This window comes from Lacibacter sp., assembly GCF_035299325.1.
Lineage (GTDB): Bacteria > Bacteroidota > Bacteroidia > Chitinophagales > Chitinophagaceae > Lacibacter.
Genome location: NZ_DATGWT010000041.1, coordinates 174,415 through 192,975, shown reverse-complemented (window position 1 = coordinate 192,975; position 18,561 = coordinate 174,415). Strand labels below are relative to the sequence as shown.

General features: G+C 40.6%; 18 protein-coding genes. 12 read left to right on the top strand and 6 right to left on the bottom strand.

The window, feature by feature from the left end; all coding sequences use genetic code 11:
• A partial coding sequence (locus VK159_RS22720; RefSeq protein ID WP_324232470.1) for an RNA-binding protein occupies window positions 1–319 on the bottom strand: 319 nt, incomplete at its 3' end.
• Between the two features lie 201 nt (window positions 320–520).
• Complete coding sequence (locus tag VK159_RS22715) at window positions 521–2,344, bottom strand: ABC transporter ATP-binding protein (protein WP_324232469.1); 1,824 nt, start codon at window positions 2,342–2,344, stop codon at window positions 521–523.
• A 51-nt stretch (window positions 2,345–2,395) separates the two neighbouring features.
• On the opposite strand from VK159_RS22715, the gene rbfA reads away from it, so the two are divergent.
• Entirely contained in the window at window positions 2,396–2,761 is a 366-nt protein-coding gene (rbfA, locus tag VK159_RS22710) for a 30S ribosome-binding factor RbfA (RefSeq protein WP_324232468.1), read from the top strand.
• A 91-nt stretch (window positions 2,762–2,852) separates the two neighbouring features.
• Window positions 2,853–4,070 carry an FtsX-like permease family protein gene (locus VK159_RS22705; protein WP_324232467.1) on the top strand — a complete coding sequence of 406 codons (1,218 nt, stop codon included), beginning with the start codon at window positions 2,853–2,855 and terminating at the stop codon, window positions 4,068–4,070.
• 64 nt (window positions 4,071–4,134) lie between these two features.
• Here the strand turns inward: VK159_RS22705 and VK159_RS22700 are convergent, their stop codons facing one another.
• A complete protein-coding gene (locus VK159_RS22700) occupies window positions 4,135–4,974 on the bottom strand; it encodes a transketolase (RefSeq protein WP_324232466.1) in 840 nt (279 codons plus the stop codon).
• Between the two features lie 193 nt (window positions 4,975–5,167).
• On the opposite strand from VK159_RS22700, the gene VK159_RS22695 reads away from it, so the two are divergent.
• Complete coding sequence (locus VK159_RS22695; RefSeq protein WP_324232465.1) at window positions 5,168–6,337, top strand: MraY family glycosyltransferase; 1,170 nt, start codon at window positions 5,168–5,170, stop codon at window positions 6,335–6,337.
• A gap of 60 nt (window positions 6,338–6,397) precedes the next feature.
• Window positions 6,398–6,961: a ribosome recycling factor gene (gene frr / locus VK159_RS22690; RefSeq protein WP_324232464.1), complete on the top strand. Its 564-nt coding sequence runs from the start codon at window positions 6,398–6,400 to the stop codon at window positions 6,959–6,961.
• Between the two features lie 47 nt (window positions 6,962–7,008).
• Here frr and VK159_RS22685 read toward each other — a convergent pair whose 3' ends face one another.
• Entirely contained in the window at window positions 7,009–7,875 is an 867-nt protein-coding gene (locus tag VK159_RS22685) for a DMT family transporter (protein ID WP_324232463.1), read from the bottom strand.
• Window positions 7,876–8,014: 139 nt separating this feature from the next.
• On the opposite strand from VK159_RS22685, the gene VK159_RS22680 reads away from it, so the two are divergent.
• The 5 genes from VK159_RS22680 to VK159_RS22660 all read left to right on the top strand — a co-directional run bounded on the left by VK159_RS22680 (window position 8,015) and on the right by VK159_RS22660 (window position 11,848).
• Window positions 8,015–8,761 carry a PPK2 family polyphosphate kinase gene (locus VK159_RS22680; protein WP_324232462.1) on the top strand — a complete coding sequence of 249 codons (747 nt, stop codon included), beginning with the start codon at window positions 8,015–8,017 and terminating at the stop codon, window positions 8,759–8,761.
• An 86-nt stretch (window positions 8,762–8,847) separates the two neighbouring features.
• Entirely contained in the window at window positions 8,848–9,219 is a 372-nt protein-coding gene (gene mscL, locus VK159_RS22675; protein ID WP_324232461.1) for a large-conductance mechanosensitive channel protein MscL, read from the top strand.
• A 100-nt stretch (window positions 9,220–9,319) separates the two neighbouring features.
• Entirely contained in the window at window positions 9,320–10,255 is a 936-nt protein-coding gene (locus tag VK159_RS22670; protein WP_324232460.1) for a DUF3078 domain-containing protein, read from the top strand.
• Window positions 10,256–10,328: 73 nt separating this feature from the next.
• Window positions 10,329–11,132, top strand: coding sequence for a segregation and condensation protein A (locus tag VK159_RS22665; protein WP_324232459.1), 804 nt, complete (start codon window positions 10,329–10,331; stop codon window positions 11,130–11,132).
• 95 nt (window positions 11,133–11,227) lie between these two features.
• A complete protein-coding gene (locus VK159_RS22660) occupies window positions 11,228–11,848 on the top strand; it encodes a hypothetical protein (protein WP_324232458.1) in 621 nt (206 codons plus the stop codon).
• Between the two features lie 210 nt (window positions 11,849–12,058).
• On the opposite strand, the gene dxs is transcribed toward VK159_RS22660, so the two are convergent.
• Complete coding sequence (gene dxs / locus VK159_RS22655; protein ID WP_324232457.1) at window positions 12,059–13,981, bottom strand: 1-deoxy-D-xylulose-5-phosphate synthase; 1,923 nt, start codon at window positions 13,979–13,981, stop codon at window positions 12,059–12,061.
• Between the two features lie 200 nt (window positions 13,982–14,181).
• On the opposite strand from dxs, the gene VK159_RS22650 reads away from it, so the two are divergent.
• From VK159_RS22650 to VK159_RS22640, 3 genes are read left to right on the top strand one after another with little or no spacing between them, the layout of a single operon-like run.
• Window positions 14,182–15,237: a sensor histidine kinase gene (locus tag VK159_RS22650; protein ID WP_324232456.1), complete on the top strand. Its 1,056-nt coding sequence runs from the start codon at window positions 14,182–14,184 to the stop codon at window positions 15,235–15,237.
• A gap of 43 nt (window positions 15,238–15,280) precedes the next feature.
• Window positions 15,281–16,018, top strand: a complete 738-nt coding sequence (locus tag VK159_RS22645) for a LytR/AlgR family response regulator transcription factor (RefSeq protein ID WP_182802318.1) — start codon at window positions 15,281–15,283, stop codon at window positions 16,016–16,018.
• A gap of 32 nt (window positions 16,019–16,050) precedes the next feature.
• On the top strand, window positions 16,051–17,337 hold the full coding sequence (locus tag VK159_RS22640) for a M28 family peptidase (RefSeq protein WP_324232455.1): 1,287 nt from the start codon (window positions 16,051–16,053) through the stop codon (window positions 17,335–17,337).
• A gap of 76 nt (window positions 17,338–17,413) precedes the next feature.
• Here the strand turns inward: VK159_RS22640 and VK159_RS22635 are convergent, their stop codons facing one another.
• The gene (locus VK159_RS22635; protein ID WP_324232454.1) at window positions 17,414–18,172 is read right to left on the bottom strand and encodes a geranylgeranylglyceryl/heptaprenylglyceryl phosphate synthase; all 759 of its coding nucleotides are present in this window, start codon (window positions 18,170–18,172) and stop codon (window positions 17,414–17,416) included.
• Window positions 18,173–18,561: the final 389 nt, after the last annotated feature.

Below are 18,561 nucleotides of genomic sequence, written 5' to 3'. Positions count from 1 at the left end.
TGTAGCCGCCACCGCCGCCACCTTTGTAGCCGCCGCCGCCGCCACTACCGCCGCGGAAGCCACCGCCTCCACCGCCGCCGAAGCTACGCTTTTTGAAGCCACCGTCGTCTTTCTTAGGCTGAGCTTCGTTCACTACAATTTTGCGTCCCTGAACATCAGTGTCGTTCAGTTGGCTGATTGCAGCCTGGGCTTCTTCTGCATTCTCCATTTCTACAAATGCAAAACCCTTGCTACGGCCAGAGAATTTGTCGGTTAAAATTTTGGCAGAGGTTACAGCGCCAAATTGCTCAAACAGAGCAGCGAGGTCTTCGTTCGTCATGGACCAGGCCAGGTTTCCTACGTAAATGTTCACAAGAAAAAAATTAAAAAACAAAAATCATGAACCAGGATTAGCAACTGAAACCGGGGAAACTGATCGAAGGAAAAGCACCTGGAAGCTCAGAAAGCATGGACTGAATTCACATTAACTCTATAAAGATAGGGGAATTATTGAGAAAAGCGAATGGGCCAAAACAAAAACTTAACGCACCTCCTGCATGTCAACCAGCCTGCGGTAAAACCCGTTTAAGTCCACTAATTGATCGTGTGTACCCCGTTCCACAATTTCTCCTTTCTGCAAAACCAGTATTTCATCGGCATGCCGAACGGTCGATAGCCGGTGAGCGATCACCAGACTGGTGCGGTCCTGCATCAAATGATTAATAGCATCCTGCACCAGGCGTTCACTTTCTGTATCAAGTGAAGAAGTAGCTTCATCTAAAATAAGGATCGGTGGATTTTTTAGTACTGCACGTGCAATGGTTACACGTTGGCGTTCACCGCCACTGAGTTTACTTCCACGATCTCCAATGTTTTCATCATAACCATTTTCTTTTTTGGCAATGAAGTCGTGTGCATTTGCAATTTTTGCAGCAGCTTCAATTTCTTCTTTGCTTGCTTCTGCTTTACTCAACGCAATATTGTTTGCAATGCTGTCATTAAACAAAATAGGTTCCTGTGTTACAATACCCATGAGTTGACGCAGACTGTTGAGTGAATAGTTTTTAATGTTCACACCATCAACTAAAATTTCACCACTTGTTACATCATGAAATCTCGGAACAAGATCAGCCAATGTTGATTTACCCGAACCACTTGAACCGACCAATGCAATTGTTTTTCCTTTTTCTAATTTGAGATTGATGTTGGTAAGAACAGTTGCATCGTTATATGCAAATGAAACATTTTTAAACTCAATACTTTTTTCAAACGAAGAAATTGTAACAGGGTTTGTTACTTCTTCAACTACAACAGGTGCATTGATCACTTCTTCAATACGCTCAATGGCAGCACTGCCTCGTTTGGTATTATAGTAAGCTGCAGAAAGTGATTTTGATGGATTGATGATCTGTGTAAAGAACAGTATATAAGTAATGAAACCCTCTGATGTAAGTCCACCTGCATCACCACCTAATACTAACCGGCCACCGAACCATAACACGGCACTTAATACAAGCACACCCAATACTTCACTTAAAGGTGATGCCATATCTTTCCTGAAATGAATCTTGTTCCGGAGGTGATTGAACTCTTCATTTACTTTATGAAAACGGTTACCCAATAATTTCTCTGCGGTAAATGCTTTGATAACACGAATGCCTCCAAGTGTTTCATCAAGAATTGAAATGACCAAGCCATTTTTTTCACCTGCTTCAGTTGATTGTTTTTTTAAGGAACGACTTACACGTCCAATGATCAATGCCATCACGGGTAAAAAAACTAAAAGAAATAATGATAACTGCGGACTGAGTATTACCATTCCAATTAAATAGAAAAGTATATTCAGTGGTTCTTTGATCAATACTTCTAATGCCATCATAACACTCCATTCAACTTCATTCGCATCGTTACTCATACGTGAGATAAGATCGCCTTTGCGTTGCTCAGTAAAATAGCCAATGGGTAGTTGCAATACTTTATCGTAGAGATCGCCACGCAAGCGGGTGAGTACGCCATTACGCATTGGAGCAAGTATGCGATAGGATAGGTAGAGAAATATATTCTTCAACAGAATAGATGAAATAATGATCAGGCAAATAAAAGCAAGTGCAGCTTCTGTTCCATTTTCCAGTATCAGTTTGCTGATCTGGTACATGAGAAAATCGAGCAGATCAGATGCCGAAAGAATTGACTCGGGTCGTGTTGTTATGAGATCTTCCTGGTTAAACAGGAGTTTCAGAAATGGCGCCAGCATGGCCAGCGATACCATTGAAAATACAATAGAGAGCAGGATACATAAAAAATAAAGGACAATCTTTCCTTTATAATCCCGCAGGTATTTGAAAATGCGTTGAAACTGTTTCATGCGTTAAACGCCGCAAAGTAACTACTTTTACAGCGTTTAAACGTTGTAGATATGTTAGAAGGAAAAAGACAGAAACAGATAGCCGGGGTTATTCATGAGGAAATGTCAGTGATCTTCCAGAAACTGGGTTTATCAATGGTTGATGGCGGGTTGGTTTCCATCTCATCAGTGAAAGTAACACCTGATCTGCTGGAAGCCCGCATTTACCTGAGTGTGTTCCAGGCAAAGGATAATGAGGCGGTGCTGAAAAAAGTAGAAGAAAAAGCTCATGAAATAAAGCGAGAACTGGCGGCGAAAGTAAAACACCAACTGCGCCGTATACCCGAGATCAAATACTTCCTGGATGATACGCTTGACCAGGTATTTAAAATGGAAGAACTCTTTAAAAAGATAGAAGAGGAGAAAAAGAATGAGTGATGAATGATCAGTGATCAGTAAGGCTCCCCCATAATAGTGAGCTGCTGTTCATTATTCACCACTCATTATTCATCATTATTATTTATTTCATTTGAATTTTCTTTTCGCCTGGCGCTATTTCAGATCAAAGAAATCAACGAATGCCATCAACATCATTGCATGGGTAACGGTTACGGCTATGGCTGTTGGTACGGCTGCGTTGGTGGTGGTGCTGAGCATCTTCAATGGATTTGAAGGTTTGGTGAAAACATTATACTCCTCGTTTTATCCTGACGTACGTATTACGGCCGAACAACAAAAGATCATGTTGCTTGATGATGCAACACTTGCAAAAATTCGTGTGTTGACGAACGTTACTGCAGTGAGTATGGTGGTGGAAGAAAATGTGCATCTGCAAAATGGCGATTACCGCACCAATGCTGTCATCAAAGGGGTTGATGAAAATTACAACAAAGCAAGTGGTGTGGCAAACATGATCAGCAATGGTGCATTCGAAACCGGTAGTGTTGAAACACCGGCTTTGGTTCTGGGTGTGGGTATTGAAAATGCATTGAACCTGATGAGCGATCGTGCAATAAATCCTGTTACGGCTTACTTGCCAAAGCGTGGCGTAACTTCTTCCAATCCGTTAGAAGCCATCAGTACAGTGAACTTACAACCAACGGGTTCTTTTTCTATTCAGCAGGATTTTGATAACAAGTATGTCATTACAAACATTGATATACTGAAAGAAATGCTTGGCCTGAAACCAAATGAATACAGCTCAGCAGAAATTAAATTAGCAAACGTAAAGGATGAAGAAGCAACCATTGCAGCATTACAAAAATTGCTGGGAAAGGGTTATTTAGTTGAGAACAGGTATCAGCAAAATCGTTCACTCTTTGCCGTTATGCAACTGGAAAAATGGGCGATCTATGGAATTCTTTCATTGATATTAGTGATCGCAGCTTTTAATATGATCGGTGCATTAACGATGCTGGTGCTGGAGAAAGAACAAGACATACAGATACTGCAGGCAATGGGTGGCGGAAGAAAGTTCATCCAGAAAATATTCCTGACCGAAGGTGTATTGCTTGCATTAACCGGCAGCTTCATTGGAATAATACTCGCACTGATCTTCTCTTACCTGCAGGTTACATTTAAACTTATTCCATTAACAGGTTCTTTCGTGATCGACTACTACCCGGTAAAAATTTTATTCACCGATATTTTACTGGTCATTACCACTGTAATTGTGATTGGCTTGCTGGCTTCCTGGGTCCCTTCGATGAAAGCAGCACGCCAAAAGATTTCGCTGCGGGCACAATAATCAGAGGCATAAAAAAAGCAGATGATTTTCACCATCTGCTTCTATCAATAGAATTTCTGTAAGATTAATAATCGCCTAAGCTTGTTTCACCTAGTTGTGTGAGAGCTTTCGCTAATTGGTCATCGTTGGGAGCAATACCATGCCACTCGTGGCTTCCTTCCATAAAGTCGATGCCTTTACCCATTTCTGTTTTCATCAAATTCACGATGGGCTTGCCTTTGCCAACAAACGTTTTTGCTTTTTCCAAACCGGCAACCATCTGGTCCATATCGTTACCATCTTCGATGATCAGTGTTTCCCAACCAAATGCTTCAAATTTTCCTTTCAGATCGCCAAGGCTCAATACTTTTTTAGTTGGTCCGTCAATTTGCTGACCGTTCCAATCAACAGTAGCAATCAGGTTGTCCATTTTATTATGAGCAGCAAACATGATCGCTTCCCAGTTCTGACCTTCCTGCAATTCACCATCGCCATGCAGGGAATAAACAACAGTATTTTCTTTGTTCATTTTTTTCGTGTAAGCCGCACCGATAGCCACACTTAAACCCTGTCCGAGTGAGCCGGATGCTATACGCACACCAGGCAAGTGCTCATGTGTAGTTGGGTGACCTTGCAAACGACTGTTCAACTTCCGGAAAGTTGCCAGTTCTGCAGCCGGGAAATAACCACTACGTGCCAGCGTCGCATAAAAGATCGGCGATATGTGACCGTTAGAAAGGAAAAACAGGTCCTCACCCGGAGCATCCATGCTAAAGGCGGGCTTGTGTTTCATCACTTTAAAGTAGAGTGCTGTCATGTATTCGGTACAACCTAAAGAGCCACCCGGGTGACCGCTTTGGCAAGCATGTACCATTCTAACAATGTCTCTGCGGAGCTGCGTCGCAATTTCTTTCAGTTCTGGCATAGTTTTTTTGAATTGCGGGCAAAGCTAATAGAAAAATGTTTGCGACCGACTAAACTTTTCAGGCAACTTACGGTCTATAGCAGTTCTGTGGACAAAAGACGGAAAACTACGATGGCATTTAAAATTACCGTTATCGCTTCCTCTTTCGGCTCAGAAAGTATAGATTTGCAACACACTTGAATTAGTCAACTGCATGGATCACCTTCTTATAGGATCGGTTATTTCCTTTTTAATTACTTATTCGGCTATTCCCATCATTATCAGGGTGGCAGAGGCGAAGCATCTCTTCGATGTGCCCGATGACGACCGTAAAGTGCATGTAACCCCGGTTCCTTCGCTTGGCGGTATTGGTATTTTCGCCGGCTTTATTCTTGGTTTTTTAATTGCTGTGCCTGCCGGTTTGGTAGAAGTACAGTATTTCGGGGCAGCTTTCCTGGTGATCTTTTTCCTTGGGTTGAAGGACGATATTGTGGTGCTGACGCCGCTCAAAAAGTTCCTGGGGCAATTATTGGCAGCCTTCATCATTGTGTACAAAGGCAATATTCTCATCGATGGGATGTTTGGTTTTATGGGCTTTGAAAAAATGCCTTTTATCCTGAGTCTTGCATTTACATATCTCACCATCATTGTAATTACCAACTCATTTAATTTGATTGATGGGGTAGATGGCCTTGCAGGATCACTGGGTATGTTCACATCCATCTGTTTTGGTATTTATTTCGTTTTGGCCGATCAGCCATTTTATGCAATGATGGCTTTTGCCATGGCGGGAAGTTTGGGTGCGTTTCTGATCTTCAATATTTCACCAGCTAAAATATTCATGGGCGATACAGGTTCTCTTTTGTTAGGGATCGTAAACTCCATTTTGGTAATCAAATTCATACAGGTAGCCACGTTGCCTACGGCAAAAGTTTATTTGCCTGCAGCACCGGCAATTGGCTTCGCTATCTTGTTTGTTCCATTGTTCGATACACTGCGCATTTTTGCCTATCGTATCTTATCCCGTCGCTCTCCTTTCAGCCCGGACAGAAACCATGTTCATCATCTCTTATTGGCAAAAGGGTTCAGTCATAAAATGGTGACTTTTCTTGCTGTTTCATTTAACCTTGTAATTGCCGGGGCAACCGTTTTGGCAAGAGAGTTGAACATTACATTCTTGTTATTGGGATTGATCAGTGTAGGATTCTCTGTTATCAGCCTGCTTATTTATTCAAACCGCAATAACCGCCGGAAGCTGTTTACAAATGATGCTGCCACAGCACCAAAAGAAACAATGAACGGAGAAACAAAAGTTATTCCTCTGGCAGCGGGTACAGCAGTTGTACCTGAAAAAACAGAAGTAGCCAAACACAAACAGTCTTAATTTCTGCCGCTTCAGTAAATAACAATTCAGTAGGTTTGCAGCTCAATAATTTTTAATTGTATGTCAGAAGAGCTTTCGTTAATCATGGACGATGCTGAAGAGCACATGAATAAAGCCATTCAGCACCTTGAAGTAGAATTGGTAAAGATCCGTGCAGGCAGGGCAAATCCAAATATGCTTGATGGGATTGTAGTTGATTATTACGGTACACCCACACCCATCAACCAGATAGGGAATTTAAGTGTAACCGATGCCCGTACACTTACCATTCAGCCTTGGGAAAAAAATATGTTGCAGCCCATTGAGCGTGCAATCATCAACTCAAATATTGGTCTGGCACCACAGAATGATGGTGTAATCATCCGTTTATTTTTACCACCATTAACCGAAGAACGTCGCAAAGAATTGGTAAAGCGGGTGAATGCCGAAGGCGAACATACAAAAGTAGCTGTGCGTAATATCCGTCGTGATGCTATTGAACAGATCAAGAAACTGCAAAAAGAGGGTTTAAGTGAAGATGCAGCGAAAGATGCAGAGAAAGATGTGCAGGTGTTGACAGATAAATACAGTTTACAGATCGATAAACATCTGGAAGCAAAAGATAAAGAGATCATGTCGGTTTAACCGAACGAAGAATTTAAGTAAAGGGGTGCAAGTGCATCCCTTTTTTATTACCGGTTGGTAAGATAAACACCCGAAAGAATGATCAGCAATCCAACGATCTCCAGTTGACCAATCGTTTCGCCTGCCAGTAATCCCCAGCCAATTGCCACGAACGGAATACCATAAGTAACCATGGTGGAAAATAATGGTCCGGCTCTTTTCATGAGCATATAAAAAAGGATCGATGCAATGGCTGTTCCGAAAACTCCCAACACTACCGAAGCGCCCACTGCTCTTATTACTGCAACATCTGTAAAGTCATGTTTGGCAAAACCGGCCAGCAACAAAACCGTTGTTGCCGGAATAATCAATGAAACAAATGCAATAGCGGCAATATCAAGCGAGCCTACATGTTTTAAATATCGGTTGATAAGATTTACATTCAAGCCATACGAAAGTGTTGCTACGACGATGAGTGAGGCAAGAAACACATCACTGTTGGCGCTGTCTGCTTTCTGTGCCAAAAAAAGCAATAACATTCCACCAAAGCCGATTAACACACCCAGAAGTTTTTTCCAGGGAACCGCTGATTTAAACAGTAACGCACCAATAGTGATCACAAACAAAGGGGTTAATGCATTCAACATGCCAGCCAGCGCACTATCGATCTTTGTTTCTGCCACACAAAAAAGAATGGCCGGTATAAAACTTCCCAGCAAACCCGATACGATCAATAACCCAAGATCTTTTCTTTGCATGCGTTTAAAACTGTTAATAGCAAAAGGAAGTAATACAACACCGCCACTGAACATACGCATGGCTGCTACTTCATAAGCAGATAATTGTTTCAATCCTTCTTTCATGAGGATAAATGAACTGCCCCAAACAAGGCACAGAATAAGAAACAGAAACCAGTTGAAAAGTTTTGGATGCATATAGAAGATGCAAAGGTTCGGAAAAAGAATCATTCGGCCAATTAGGTTTGATGAATGGAGTAGTTGCCAGGGTTGCCAACCTTCTAAAGGTTGGCAACCCTATTCAGTAACAAGTTTTATATTCGTAAAAACGAATCTTATGGCTAAAGTGAAACTCGCCTCCATCAGCACCAAAGCTCCACGCAGTATTGATAAAGAAAAAACGAAGGCCAAAACCGAAAAGATATTGGTAGAGCTCGATGAATTGCAGAACCTCTTAATTGCTGAAGCAAAAAATGCATTGCTTGTAGTAATACAAGGTTTGGATGCAAGTGGAAAAGATGGTGCAATCCGTGATGTGTTTGGCTCATTGAATCCAATGGGTGTTTCGGTAAAATCATTCAAAGCACCAACGGCAGAAGAGTTGAGTCATGATTTTTTATGGCGTGTGCATGAAGCAGCACCAGCCAAGGGGATGATCAGGATTTTTAACCGCAGTCATTACGAAGATGTATTGATCACACGTGTGCATGGCTGGTGCGATGATGCTACTGCACAAAAGCGGATGAAAGCCATTAATGATATGGAAGAGTTACTTGTACAACATAACAATACGCAGATACTGAAATTTTACCTGCATATTTCACCTAAAGAACAACAGGAGCGTTTGCAGGAACGTACACACGACCCACGCAAAATGTGGAAGTACAACGAAAATGATTTTGCAGAAGCCAAACTCTGGAAAAAATACATGGGTTATTATGAAGAGTGTTTCAATACCTGTAACAAAGTGCCGTGGCATATTATTCCAAGTGATCAGAACTGGTATAAGGAATATCTCATTGCATCAAAAGTGTACGATACACTTAAGAAATTGAAGATGCAATATCCGGGTATGAAAAAATAAAGTTTGAGAAAGCAAATATTTTTTTACAGATTTGTAATACCCTCATCAGTAGTCTTCAATTATTTCATCACACAAAAATCAATATTATGGGAATGCTCAAAGAATTTAAAGATTTTGCAATGAAAGGCAATGTTGTGGATCTTGCTGTCGGCGTTATCATTGGTGGCGCATTTGGTGCTATTGTTGGCGCTGTAGTAGATCACATACTTATGCCAATTGTAGGTATTATAACCGGCGGCGTTAATTTCGACACATTGTCCATCAAAGTGGGTGAAGCAGAGTTAAAGTATGGAATGGCGATCTCAGCTGCTGTGAAATTCCTCATTATTGCGTTCTTTCTTTTCCTTGTAATTAAGGCGATCAATAAAATGAAAAAAGCAGAACCACCTGCAGCACCGGCTCCAACACCGGAAGATATTGTTTTACTCCGTGAAATAAGAGATGCATTAAAAAAGTAAGTTGATATAAACGTAACTGCAGCAGAAGTTTTTTTCTGCTGCAGTTTTTTTTAAGGGATGGCTTCATCTTTGCTGATGAAAAAATCAAAACAGAACACTTATGATGAAACTGATATTTTTTTCTGTGGCCATTTTGTATTCGATAACAACAGTTGCTCAGGATGCACAGGTTAAACGCCTGAAAGACGAATCGAACAAAACTATTAAGAAAGAACCTGAACAAAAAGAAGGTTGGACAAAAGGTGGCGTCTTCAATCTGAATCTCAGCCAGGGCGCCAGCCGTAACTGGGCAGCAGGTGCAGAGAAATTTTCTTTCTCCATCAATGCACTGGCCAACACCTTTGCTTATTACAAGCGATACAGGAATGTGTGGGATAACACGTTGAATGTGCAATATGGTATTGTGAATGCAACAAGTATTGGCACAAGAAAAAACGATGACCGTTTCGATCTGCTTTCACGTTATGGTTATCAATTGGGCGATACAGCAAAAAGCAAATGGTACTTATCTGCCTTGGTAAACCTGCGTACACAAATGACGACGGGCTACAATTATACGGTTGATCCCAAACAAAAGAACTCAGCGTTGTTTGCGCCAGCCTACCTGCTCGTTTCGCCGGGTATCCTGTACAAGCCCAATGCAACGTTCGATGTATTTCTGTCGCCGGTTACCTCACGCTGGGTAATTGTGAACGAAGCCAATAAAGACATCCGCCGCCTGTTCAATTTTACCGATACAACTAAGATGGCCATTAACGAGATCGGTGCATTTTTAACAGCCAATCTAAAAAAAGACCTGGCGAAGAATATCAGCCTCGCAAGCCGTCTCGATCTGTTCAGCAACTACAGGAATAATCCTCAGAATATCGACGTGTTCTGGACCAACACATTGGGTTTCAAGGTGAATAAATATATTGGTGTGAGCTATAATTTCGACCTTATTTACGACCACGATACAAAAAATGTAGAAACCGGCGGGTTGATGGGCACACAGCTCAAATCCCTCATGGGTATTGGGTTTACAGCCAATTTTTAATAAGGTTTAGTTCCCTACATTTGCAAGTCCTGTACAAATCGTACGGGACTTGTTCGTTAAAAAAAGAAATACTTTGCAAACAGAATCATACCAGATAAAACTGCCGCAGTTCGAAGGCCCTTTTGATCTCCTGTTGTTTTTTATTGAACGTGATGAGCTGGATATTTATAACATCCCCATTACACGTATCATTAAAGACTTCATGGATTTTATTCATCAAACTGAAAAGCTGAATATAGAACTGAGCAGTGAATTTATTTTGTTCATTTCCACGTTGATGCGCATTAAAGCAAAAATGCTGTTGCCACGCAAAGAAGTGGATGATCAGGGAAATGAAATTGACCCCCGCCAGGAACTGGTTGATAAAATTCTTGAATACAAACGTTTCAAAGAAGCAAGTGTTGAAATGGCGGAAATGGAAGCTATGCGCATGCTCATGGTGAAGCGTGGTAACATTGCAAAAGAACTTTCAAGCATTGGTGAAGAAACAGGTGAAGGCACAGAGATACAAACCATCACCATGTTTAAACTGATGAAAACGTTTGAACGTGTGATGAAGAAACACCACGAACGTTTCAATAAACCGGTGCATACTGTTGTGCAATACAATTACACCATGGAAGGCAGTCGTGAGTACATGCTGGATATGGTGAAGAAAGAAAAGAATATGCCGTTTGAAAAATTGTTTGATGTGGTGGAGAACCGTATTCACGCCATTTTCTTATTTCTTTCGTTGCTTGAACTTTCACAGCAACGTTACATGACATTGTTAGTAGGTGAAGGGAAAAACAATTTTATTGTTGAGTGGAATGAGAACAGGGAAGAAGATGCAGAAGATTCATTTGTGTATCCTACAAATCCTGAAGAAGAGAAATAATTCGTTCAGAATAAGTGAAAGCCTCATCAATTATGGTGAGGCTTTTTTATTTCTAATTTGAAGTATCTTGTTGACAAGATTTCATACAAAACTACATGACAATAAATAGAGACGTTTTTACAACGATGATTGGTTTGTTAGTAATGATATTTTCTTTCGTTGGGTGTAACAATCAACAAACTGAAAGAAATGAAAATGTAATGACTGATAGTACAGTGGACAGCCAAAAAAATATTCGTAGCAAATTAATTAAATCGTCGGGAGAGGTTTCAAAAGTAGACTTCTTTAGTTTGTGTTCTGAAATGGAGTCTTGGATTGGATCAATTCAAGGTGCCGTTAACAAAGACAAGCGATTGCTTGGCTTTAAAAGTTGTAATACAGATAGCCTTTCTTTTGATATTTTAATGCAGTTAAAGAACAGTTCTGGGTATAATGAGCTTTCCATGAAGTTTGAGGAAGCTGAAAGCAATGGCTACAAGGAGTTCAATGTATTTGCATTCTTAATTCCAATGGAGAATAAAGAGAAGTTTGAAAAGGATAATCCACACGGCGATCCAAATATTTATCCTTCAGTTGTAACTGTTTATATTCTTGATGGGAGTAAATGGTATCTAATTTCAAAGAAAACCGTGAATAACCTTAATGAATATGGTCAGTTGCAGTATGAAATTTTGAATTATTCTATTCCAGAAGATGAGAAAGTTAAAGTCAAATAGCTTAAGGCTTGATCTTTATGGGATGTCTCCTGTCGTCGACATGACGATTCGGTTGGTTTGAGTAAATGCAGAGAAACAAAATTATCGGGGTCTCGTCATTTCGACGAAAGGAGAAATCTCTACACTATCATTATGATAAAAATCGGAATAGTGATCAACAAAAAAATCCCATCGCCTAGCAATGGGATTTTTTTTATACAAACGAATTAATTAAGCTTTCACAGTCACCCTCACATCCATCATCTCTCTAACTGTTTTCGCAATACCATTGGCATCAATACCAATTTCTTCATACAACTGTTTTGGCGTACCATGTTCAACCAGTGCATCAGGAATACCCATGATCTTCACTTCAGCAGTGTAATTATGTGCAGCCATAAATTCAAGTACTGCACTGCCAAAACCACCAACTACAGTTCCATCTTCAATGGTTACAACTTTATTGAACTTTGCAAACACTTGGTGCAGCATTTCTTCATCGATCGGTTTTGCAAAACGCATATCATAATGAGCAGGATTAATACCATCGTTCTTTAATTCACGAATAGCACTTGCTGCAAAGTTGCCGGGATGGCCAAATGAAAGGATTGCAATGCCTTCGCCATCTTTTAACTTACGTCCTTTACCAATTTCAATTTCTTTCATTTCATTTCTCCACTCAGGCATTACACCTTCACCTCTTGGATAACGGATAGAAATAGGCAATGTATGTGTATCAAGTTGTGCCGTGTACATCATATTCCGCAGTTCTGCTTCGTTCATAGGAGCTGCCACAATCATGTTAGGTACACAACGCATGTAAGCAATATCATAACAACCGTGATGTGTCGGTCCATCTTCACCAACCAAACCTGCACGATCTAAACAAAATACAACAGGTAGTTTTTGAATAGCTACATCATGAACCACCATATCATATGCACGTTGCATAAATGATGAGTAGATGTTGCAAAACACTTTCATGCCCTGCGTTGCCATACCTGCGCTGAGTGTAACGGCATGCTGTTCGCATATACCTACATCAAATGCACGGTGCGGCATTTTGTCCATCATGAATTTAAGTGAAGAACCGCTTGGCATGGCTGGCGTAATACCAACAATTTTTGCATTCTGTTCTGCCAATTCAACCATAGTATGTCCAAACACATCCTGGTATTTGGGAGGTTGAGGCGTATCGAATTTCTTCTTATGAATTTCGCCGGTTACTTTATCAAACAAACCAGGTGCATGCCATTTGGTTTGATCTTTTTCAGCGAGTTCATATCCTTTTCCTTTCACCGTTACAATGTGTAACAATTTCGGTCCCGGAATATTTTTAAGATCTTTTAATGTGTCAACAAGCTTCGTGATGTTATGTCCATCGATAGGACCAAAATAACGAAGCTGTAATGCTTCAAATAAGTTACTGCTCTTACTTACAAACCCCTTGATGCTATGCTCCAGTTTGCTCGCCATTTCACGGGTAAAGGTTTTACCAACAGGTAATTTGCCCAACGCCTTCCACACATCATCTTTAATACGATTGTAAGTGGGTGAAGTGGTGATATCTGTTAAGTATTCTTTCAACGCACCAACATTCGGGTCGATGCTCATACAGTTATCATTCAAAATGATCAGCACATCACTATCAGCAACACCTGCATGGTTCATAGCTTCAAAAGCTAAACCGGCTGTCATGGCTCCATCACCAATCACTGCAATTGATTTGCGGTTTTCGCCTTTCATTTTTGCAGCCATCGCCATGCCTAATGCGGCCGAAATAGAAGTGGAAGAGTGACCAACGCCAAACGTGTCGTATTCGCTTTCGCTGCGTTTGGGGAAACCGCTAAGCCCATGATATTTCCTGTTGGTATGAAAGTTATCTCTGCGACCGGTCAGGATTTTATGACCATAAGCCTGGTGACCCACATCCCACACCAACTGATCGTAAGGTGTGTTGTAAACATAGTGAAGAGCAGTTGACAATTCCACCACGCCTAAGCTGGCACCAAAATGACCACCATGCACACTCACTACATCAATAATATACTGGCGCAACTCATCACAAACCTGTGGTAACTGATCCATGGGCAGTTTTTTCAAATCGGCCGGAGAATCAATTTTACTGAGCAGGGAACCGGGTTTTATTTCCATACTTTCCTTAAATAATTTGGTAAAGGTAAAAAACTTACAGTCAATCGTACAAGATTGGTTTGTTTAACAACTGTTCCTGTAAAAAGTTGAAAATGCATACAAAACGTTATTCATTATTTCAACCATTTACCCAAATAATACGCCCTTTGTACCTTTAAGGGGGTGAAACCCATATCTTAACGGTTAGATTTGTAAGTACTATGCGCATAGGAATCAGTAAAATGGGAGCTTATTGGTGGTGCCAGGTGGCAGGCTGGGGCGGTAACATGCTCATGAATTTCTTTTTCGCCTGGACCTATAACCGGGAAATCAATGCGTCATTTGTATTGAGGTCGCTCATCATTGCAGCGTTAGGGTTGATCATTACCCATTTTATGCGTTGGGTGATTATACAAACCAACCTGTTGCATAAAACATTTGAGCGACAGGTGGTGTATTTCCTGGTACTTACTCTGGCCTTCTCCATGCTGTACCCGTTCATTTCACTTTCTCTTTTCAACATACTAGGCTTATTTACGCCTGAGCAAAGGGTGTACAGTTTTACAAGATTGCTGGTGGGTTCGGCCATTAATGCGTTCGTAACCTTGTTGGTATGGAACCTGATCTACTTCATCTATCATTACGTTGAAAGTTTCCGTAAACAACAGCTTGATGCATTGAAAATGCAAAGCGTGGTGAAGGAACTGGAGTTGAAAACAATTAAGGCGCACATCAATCCGCATTTCATTTTTAACTCGTTGAACGGTATACGGGCATTGGTTGATGAAAACCCTGCACGTGCAAGAACAGCTATCACGGAGCTGAGTAATATACTTCGAAGCAGTATGCAGGCGGAGAAAATGGAAACGGTGCCGTTTGAAAAAGAATTGGGTATTGTAAAGGATTACCTCGCACTGGAGCAGATGCGGTTTGAAGAACGATTGAAAGTGAATTTTGATATCGATGAAGATACACTGGAACAGCCGGTGCCGCCAATGATGTTGCAAACACTGGTGGAGAATGCGATCAAGCATGGCATCAGCAAAAACATTACAGGTGGTGTTATCAAGATCAGTTCAAAATTTGTGAACGATCATCATGAGTTGGTAATCAGGAATACCGGTAAACTCAATGGTGATTTTAACCCCGATGGTTTTGGTATATCCAGTACACAAAGCCGGTTGAAGCTGATGTTTGGTGAAGATGCTGCTTTTTCCATCAGCGATGTAAACGGAAATGAAGTAGAAGCAAGGGTAAGCATGCCCGCGGGTTTGTAATTAACAACAATAGACTAAATTGTACCTAATAAAATAACGAGCCATGAACAAAAGAGCTATCATTATTGATGATGAACGTTTGGCCAGGAATGAATTGAAGAAATTATTGACCGAGTTTCCGGATATTGAGGTGATCGATGAAGCATCGAATGTAGATGAAGGTTTACAGAAGATAGAAGCTTTGAATCCTGATCTTATTTTTCTCGATATCCAGATGCCGGGTAAAACAGGTTTTGATCTGTTGAGCGAACTTGACCGTACACCCGAAGTGATCTTTACCACTGCTTATGATGAATATGCGTTGCGTGCTTTTGAAGTGAATGCATTGGATTATTTGTTGAAGCCAATTGAACCTAAGCGTTTGGCTGATGCATTACATAAGCTGGATGAAGATGATAAAGAAACAACTGTTGATGGTGAGCCGATTTCGGTTAACCGCAGCATGCTGAGTGAGAACGACCAGGTTTTTGTAAAAGATGGTGAGCGTTGCTGGTTTGTAAAGCTGAGTGATATCCGTTTGTTTGAAAGTGTAGGCAACTATGCGAAAGTGTATTTTGGCCCAAACAAACCACTGATCTTAAAATCACTGAATGCATTGGAGGAGCGTTTGGATGAAAAAATATTCTTCCGTGCAAACCGCAAGCATATTGTGAACCTGCGCATGATCGAAAAAGTTGAACCTTATTTCAATGGAGGGTTGTTACTGGAAATTCATGGTGGCGATAAGATTGAAGTGAGTCGCAGACAGGCCGTGAAGTTTAAAGAAATGATGAGTTTATAAATCGTAAATTTTTTACTGTAATACCTTATCGAATGAAGAAAATTTTTGCAACGTGGTTATTGCTTACAGTAACCACGTTTTTATTTGCACAAACCAAAGTAGATAACATCATCAATGCAAAAGAAGTAGAACGCATTGAACGTGTGCTCGCATCAGATGAAATGAAAGGCCGTCGTGTGTTTTCGCCTGAGATCGATAAAGCTGCTGATTTTATTGCTGCAGAATTTAAAGCTGCCGGTTTGGAAACATGGAACAACAGCGGCACTTATCGCCAGGAGTTTACAATCCTTACTCCACGTTTTAAAGGATTGACCAGCACGTTCGATCAGCAAGCAGTAGACGCAAAGAATGTTATTGTTATAACAACCAGTGCCAGTTTAACCATTAATGAAAAGTCAGGGTATGAAAAAGTAAAACTTGCTGCAGGAGTAAACCTGTTTACAGAAGCACAAAAATATATCCGTTCAGGAAAAAATTATGTTGTTTTAGTTGATACCTCTTACAGCAAGAACTTTGGACGATTGACCGGATTTAAGCGTGGCATGTTTCCCATGAAGAACAATGTTGTATTTATTTTAACCACTGTTGATCCATCAACTTACAGCATTGAAGCGCAGCATGAAATTACTGAACAGAAGTTGTCGAATGTAGTTGGGATTATTCCTGGTAAAAGCAAAAAAGATGAGTATGTGATCTTCTCCGGACACTACGATCATATTGGCATTGGTAAACCGGTTGATGGTGATTCTATTTTTAATGGAGCCAATGATGATGCTGCAGGAACTACCGCCGTTATTATGTTGGCAAAGTATTACAAAGCATTAAACAATAATGAACGCACCATCATCTTTGCTGCATTTACTGCAGAAGAATCGGGTGGTTATGGCGCACAATATTTTTCCAAACAATTTGACCCGTTGAAAGTTGCGGCTATGTTCAACATTGAAATGATCGGTACCGAAAGTAAGTGGGGTAAAAACTCTGCCTACATTACCGGTTATGAAAAAACGGATATGGGAACCATCATGCAGAAGAATCTTGAAGGAACAGGATTTACATTTCATCCCGATCCATACACCGATCAGAATTTATTTTATCGTTCCGATAATGCAACGCTTGCACGTTTAGGTGTTCCTGCGCATACAATCTCCACTTCAAAAATGGATAATGAACCAAACTATCATAAAGTATCTGATGAAGTAGAAACATTGGATATGGATAATATGGCCATGATCATTAAATCCATTGCATTAAGTGCAAGAAGTATTGTGAGCGGAAAAGATTCGCCAACAAGAGTGAAAGTGGAAGAGTTGAGGTAAGGTAATACTAGATTATAAAAAGAAAGTCCGTTGGTAACCAACGGACTTTCTTTTTATAATATTCGTTTAAAAATAATTATGCTTTTACGACAGGAACACTGTGAATTGCAGCAGCCATTTCTTTAATAAGATTTGCATCTTTCTCAAAAGCATTACCAATTACAATCACATCAGCACCAGCTTTACAGTTGCGGTATGCTTTTTCAGGATCAGTTATACCACCACCAATAATGAGAGGAGCTTCAATTTGTTGAGCTACGGCTTGTATCATGCTTTCGCTGATGGGGCGCTTGGCGCCACTGCCTGCATCCATGTACACCACTTTCATACCCAGCATTTCGCCGGCCATTGCAGTGCACATCGCAATTTCATTTTTATCGGAAGGGAGAGGAGCAGCATTGCTGATATAAGAAACCGTTGTGGGCGCACCACCATCAACCACCATATAAGCAGTTGAAATAATTTCAAGTCCGCTTTGTTTCACAAATGGTGCAGAGATCACATGCTGACCGATCAGTAATTCAGGATTACGTCCTGAGATCAATGAAAGATATAACAAACCATCAGCATACTTACTTACCTGTGATGGGCTGCCGGGGAAAAGTATCACCGGAATATCGCAGGCTGCTTTTATCTGCTGTACTACTTCATCGAGTTGATTGGAAATAACCAGACTTCCACCTACAAGAAAATAATCAACACCTGCATCCACAGATAACTTCACCAGCTGCTCAATGGCGGGTGGATTAACTTTATCCGGATCAATTAAAACAGCAAATGATTTTTGTCCTTTCTGTTTTCGCTCCAGTAATTCTTTATAGATGTGTTGCTTCATTCAGTGAAATCCTATTCATGCAAAAATGCAAAAAAATGTCCATCTTTTCCATATTCAGTTCTTTTTATCTGAATGCACAGATATTAGGCTTAAATATGATGTGTGAACTGGTGCATTTTTCTGCGTTTAGATGCCAGCGTTAGTTTCATTTTCGGTTATTCATGCCCTCAAATGCAATGGCAGCAGGCCAAAGGGAAATATTTGGAAACAGCCAAGTTTTTTTTGCTCATTTTTTAAAAGAGGCGGTTGAAAACTCGGTATCCACAGGCAAACACACGTCAGCATTGCGTTTGCAACTGATTTCCACAGTCTGTGCATATCTATGACTTTGGATGTATCGTTTGAAAAAATATTTTCGTATTCTTTCGATTAACGATTTCTTAACCTTA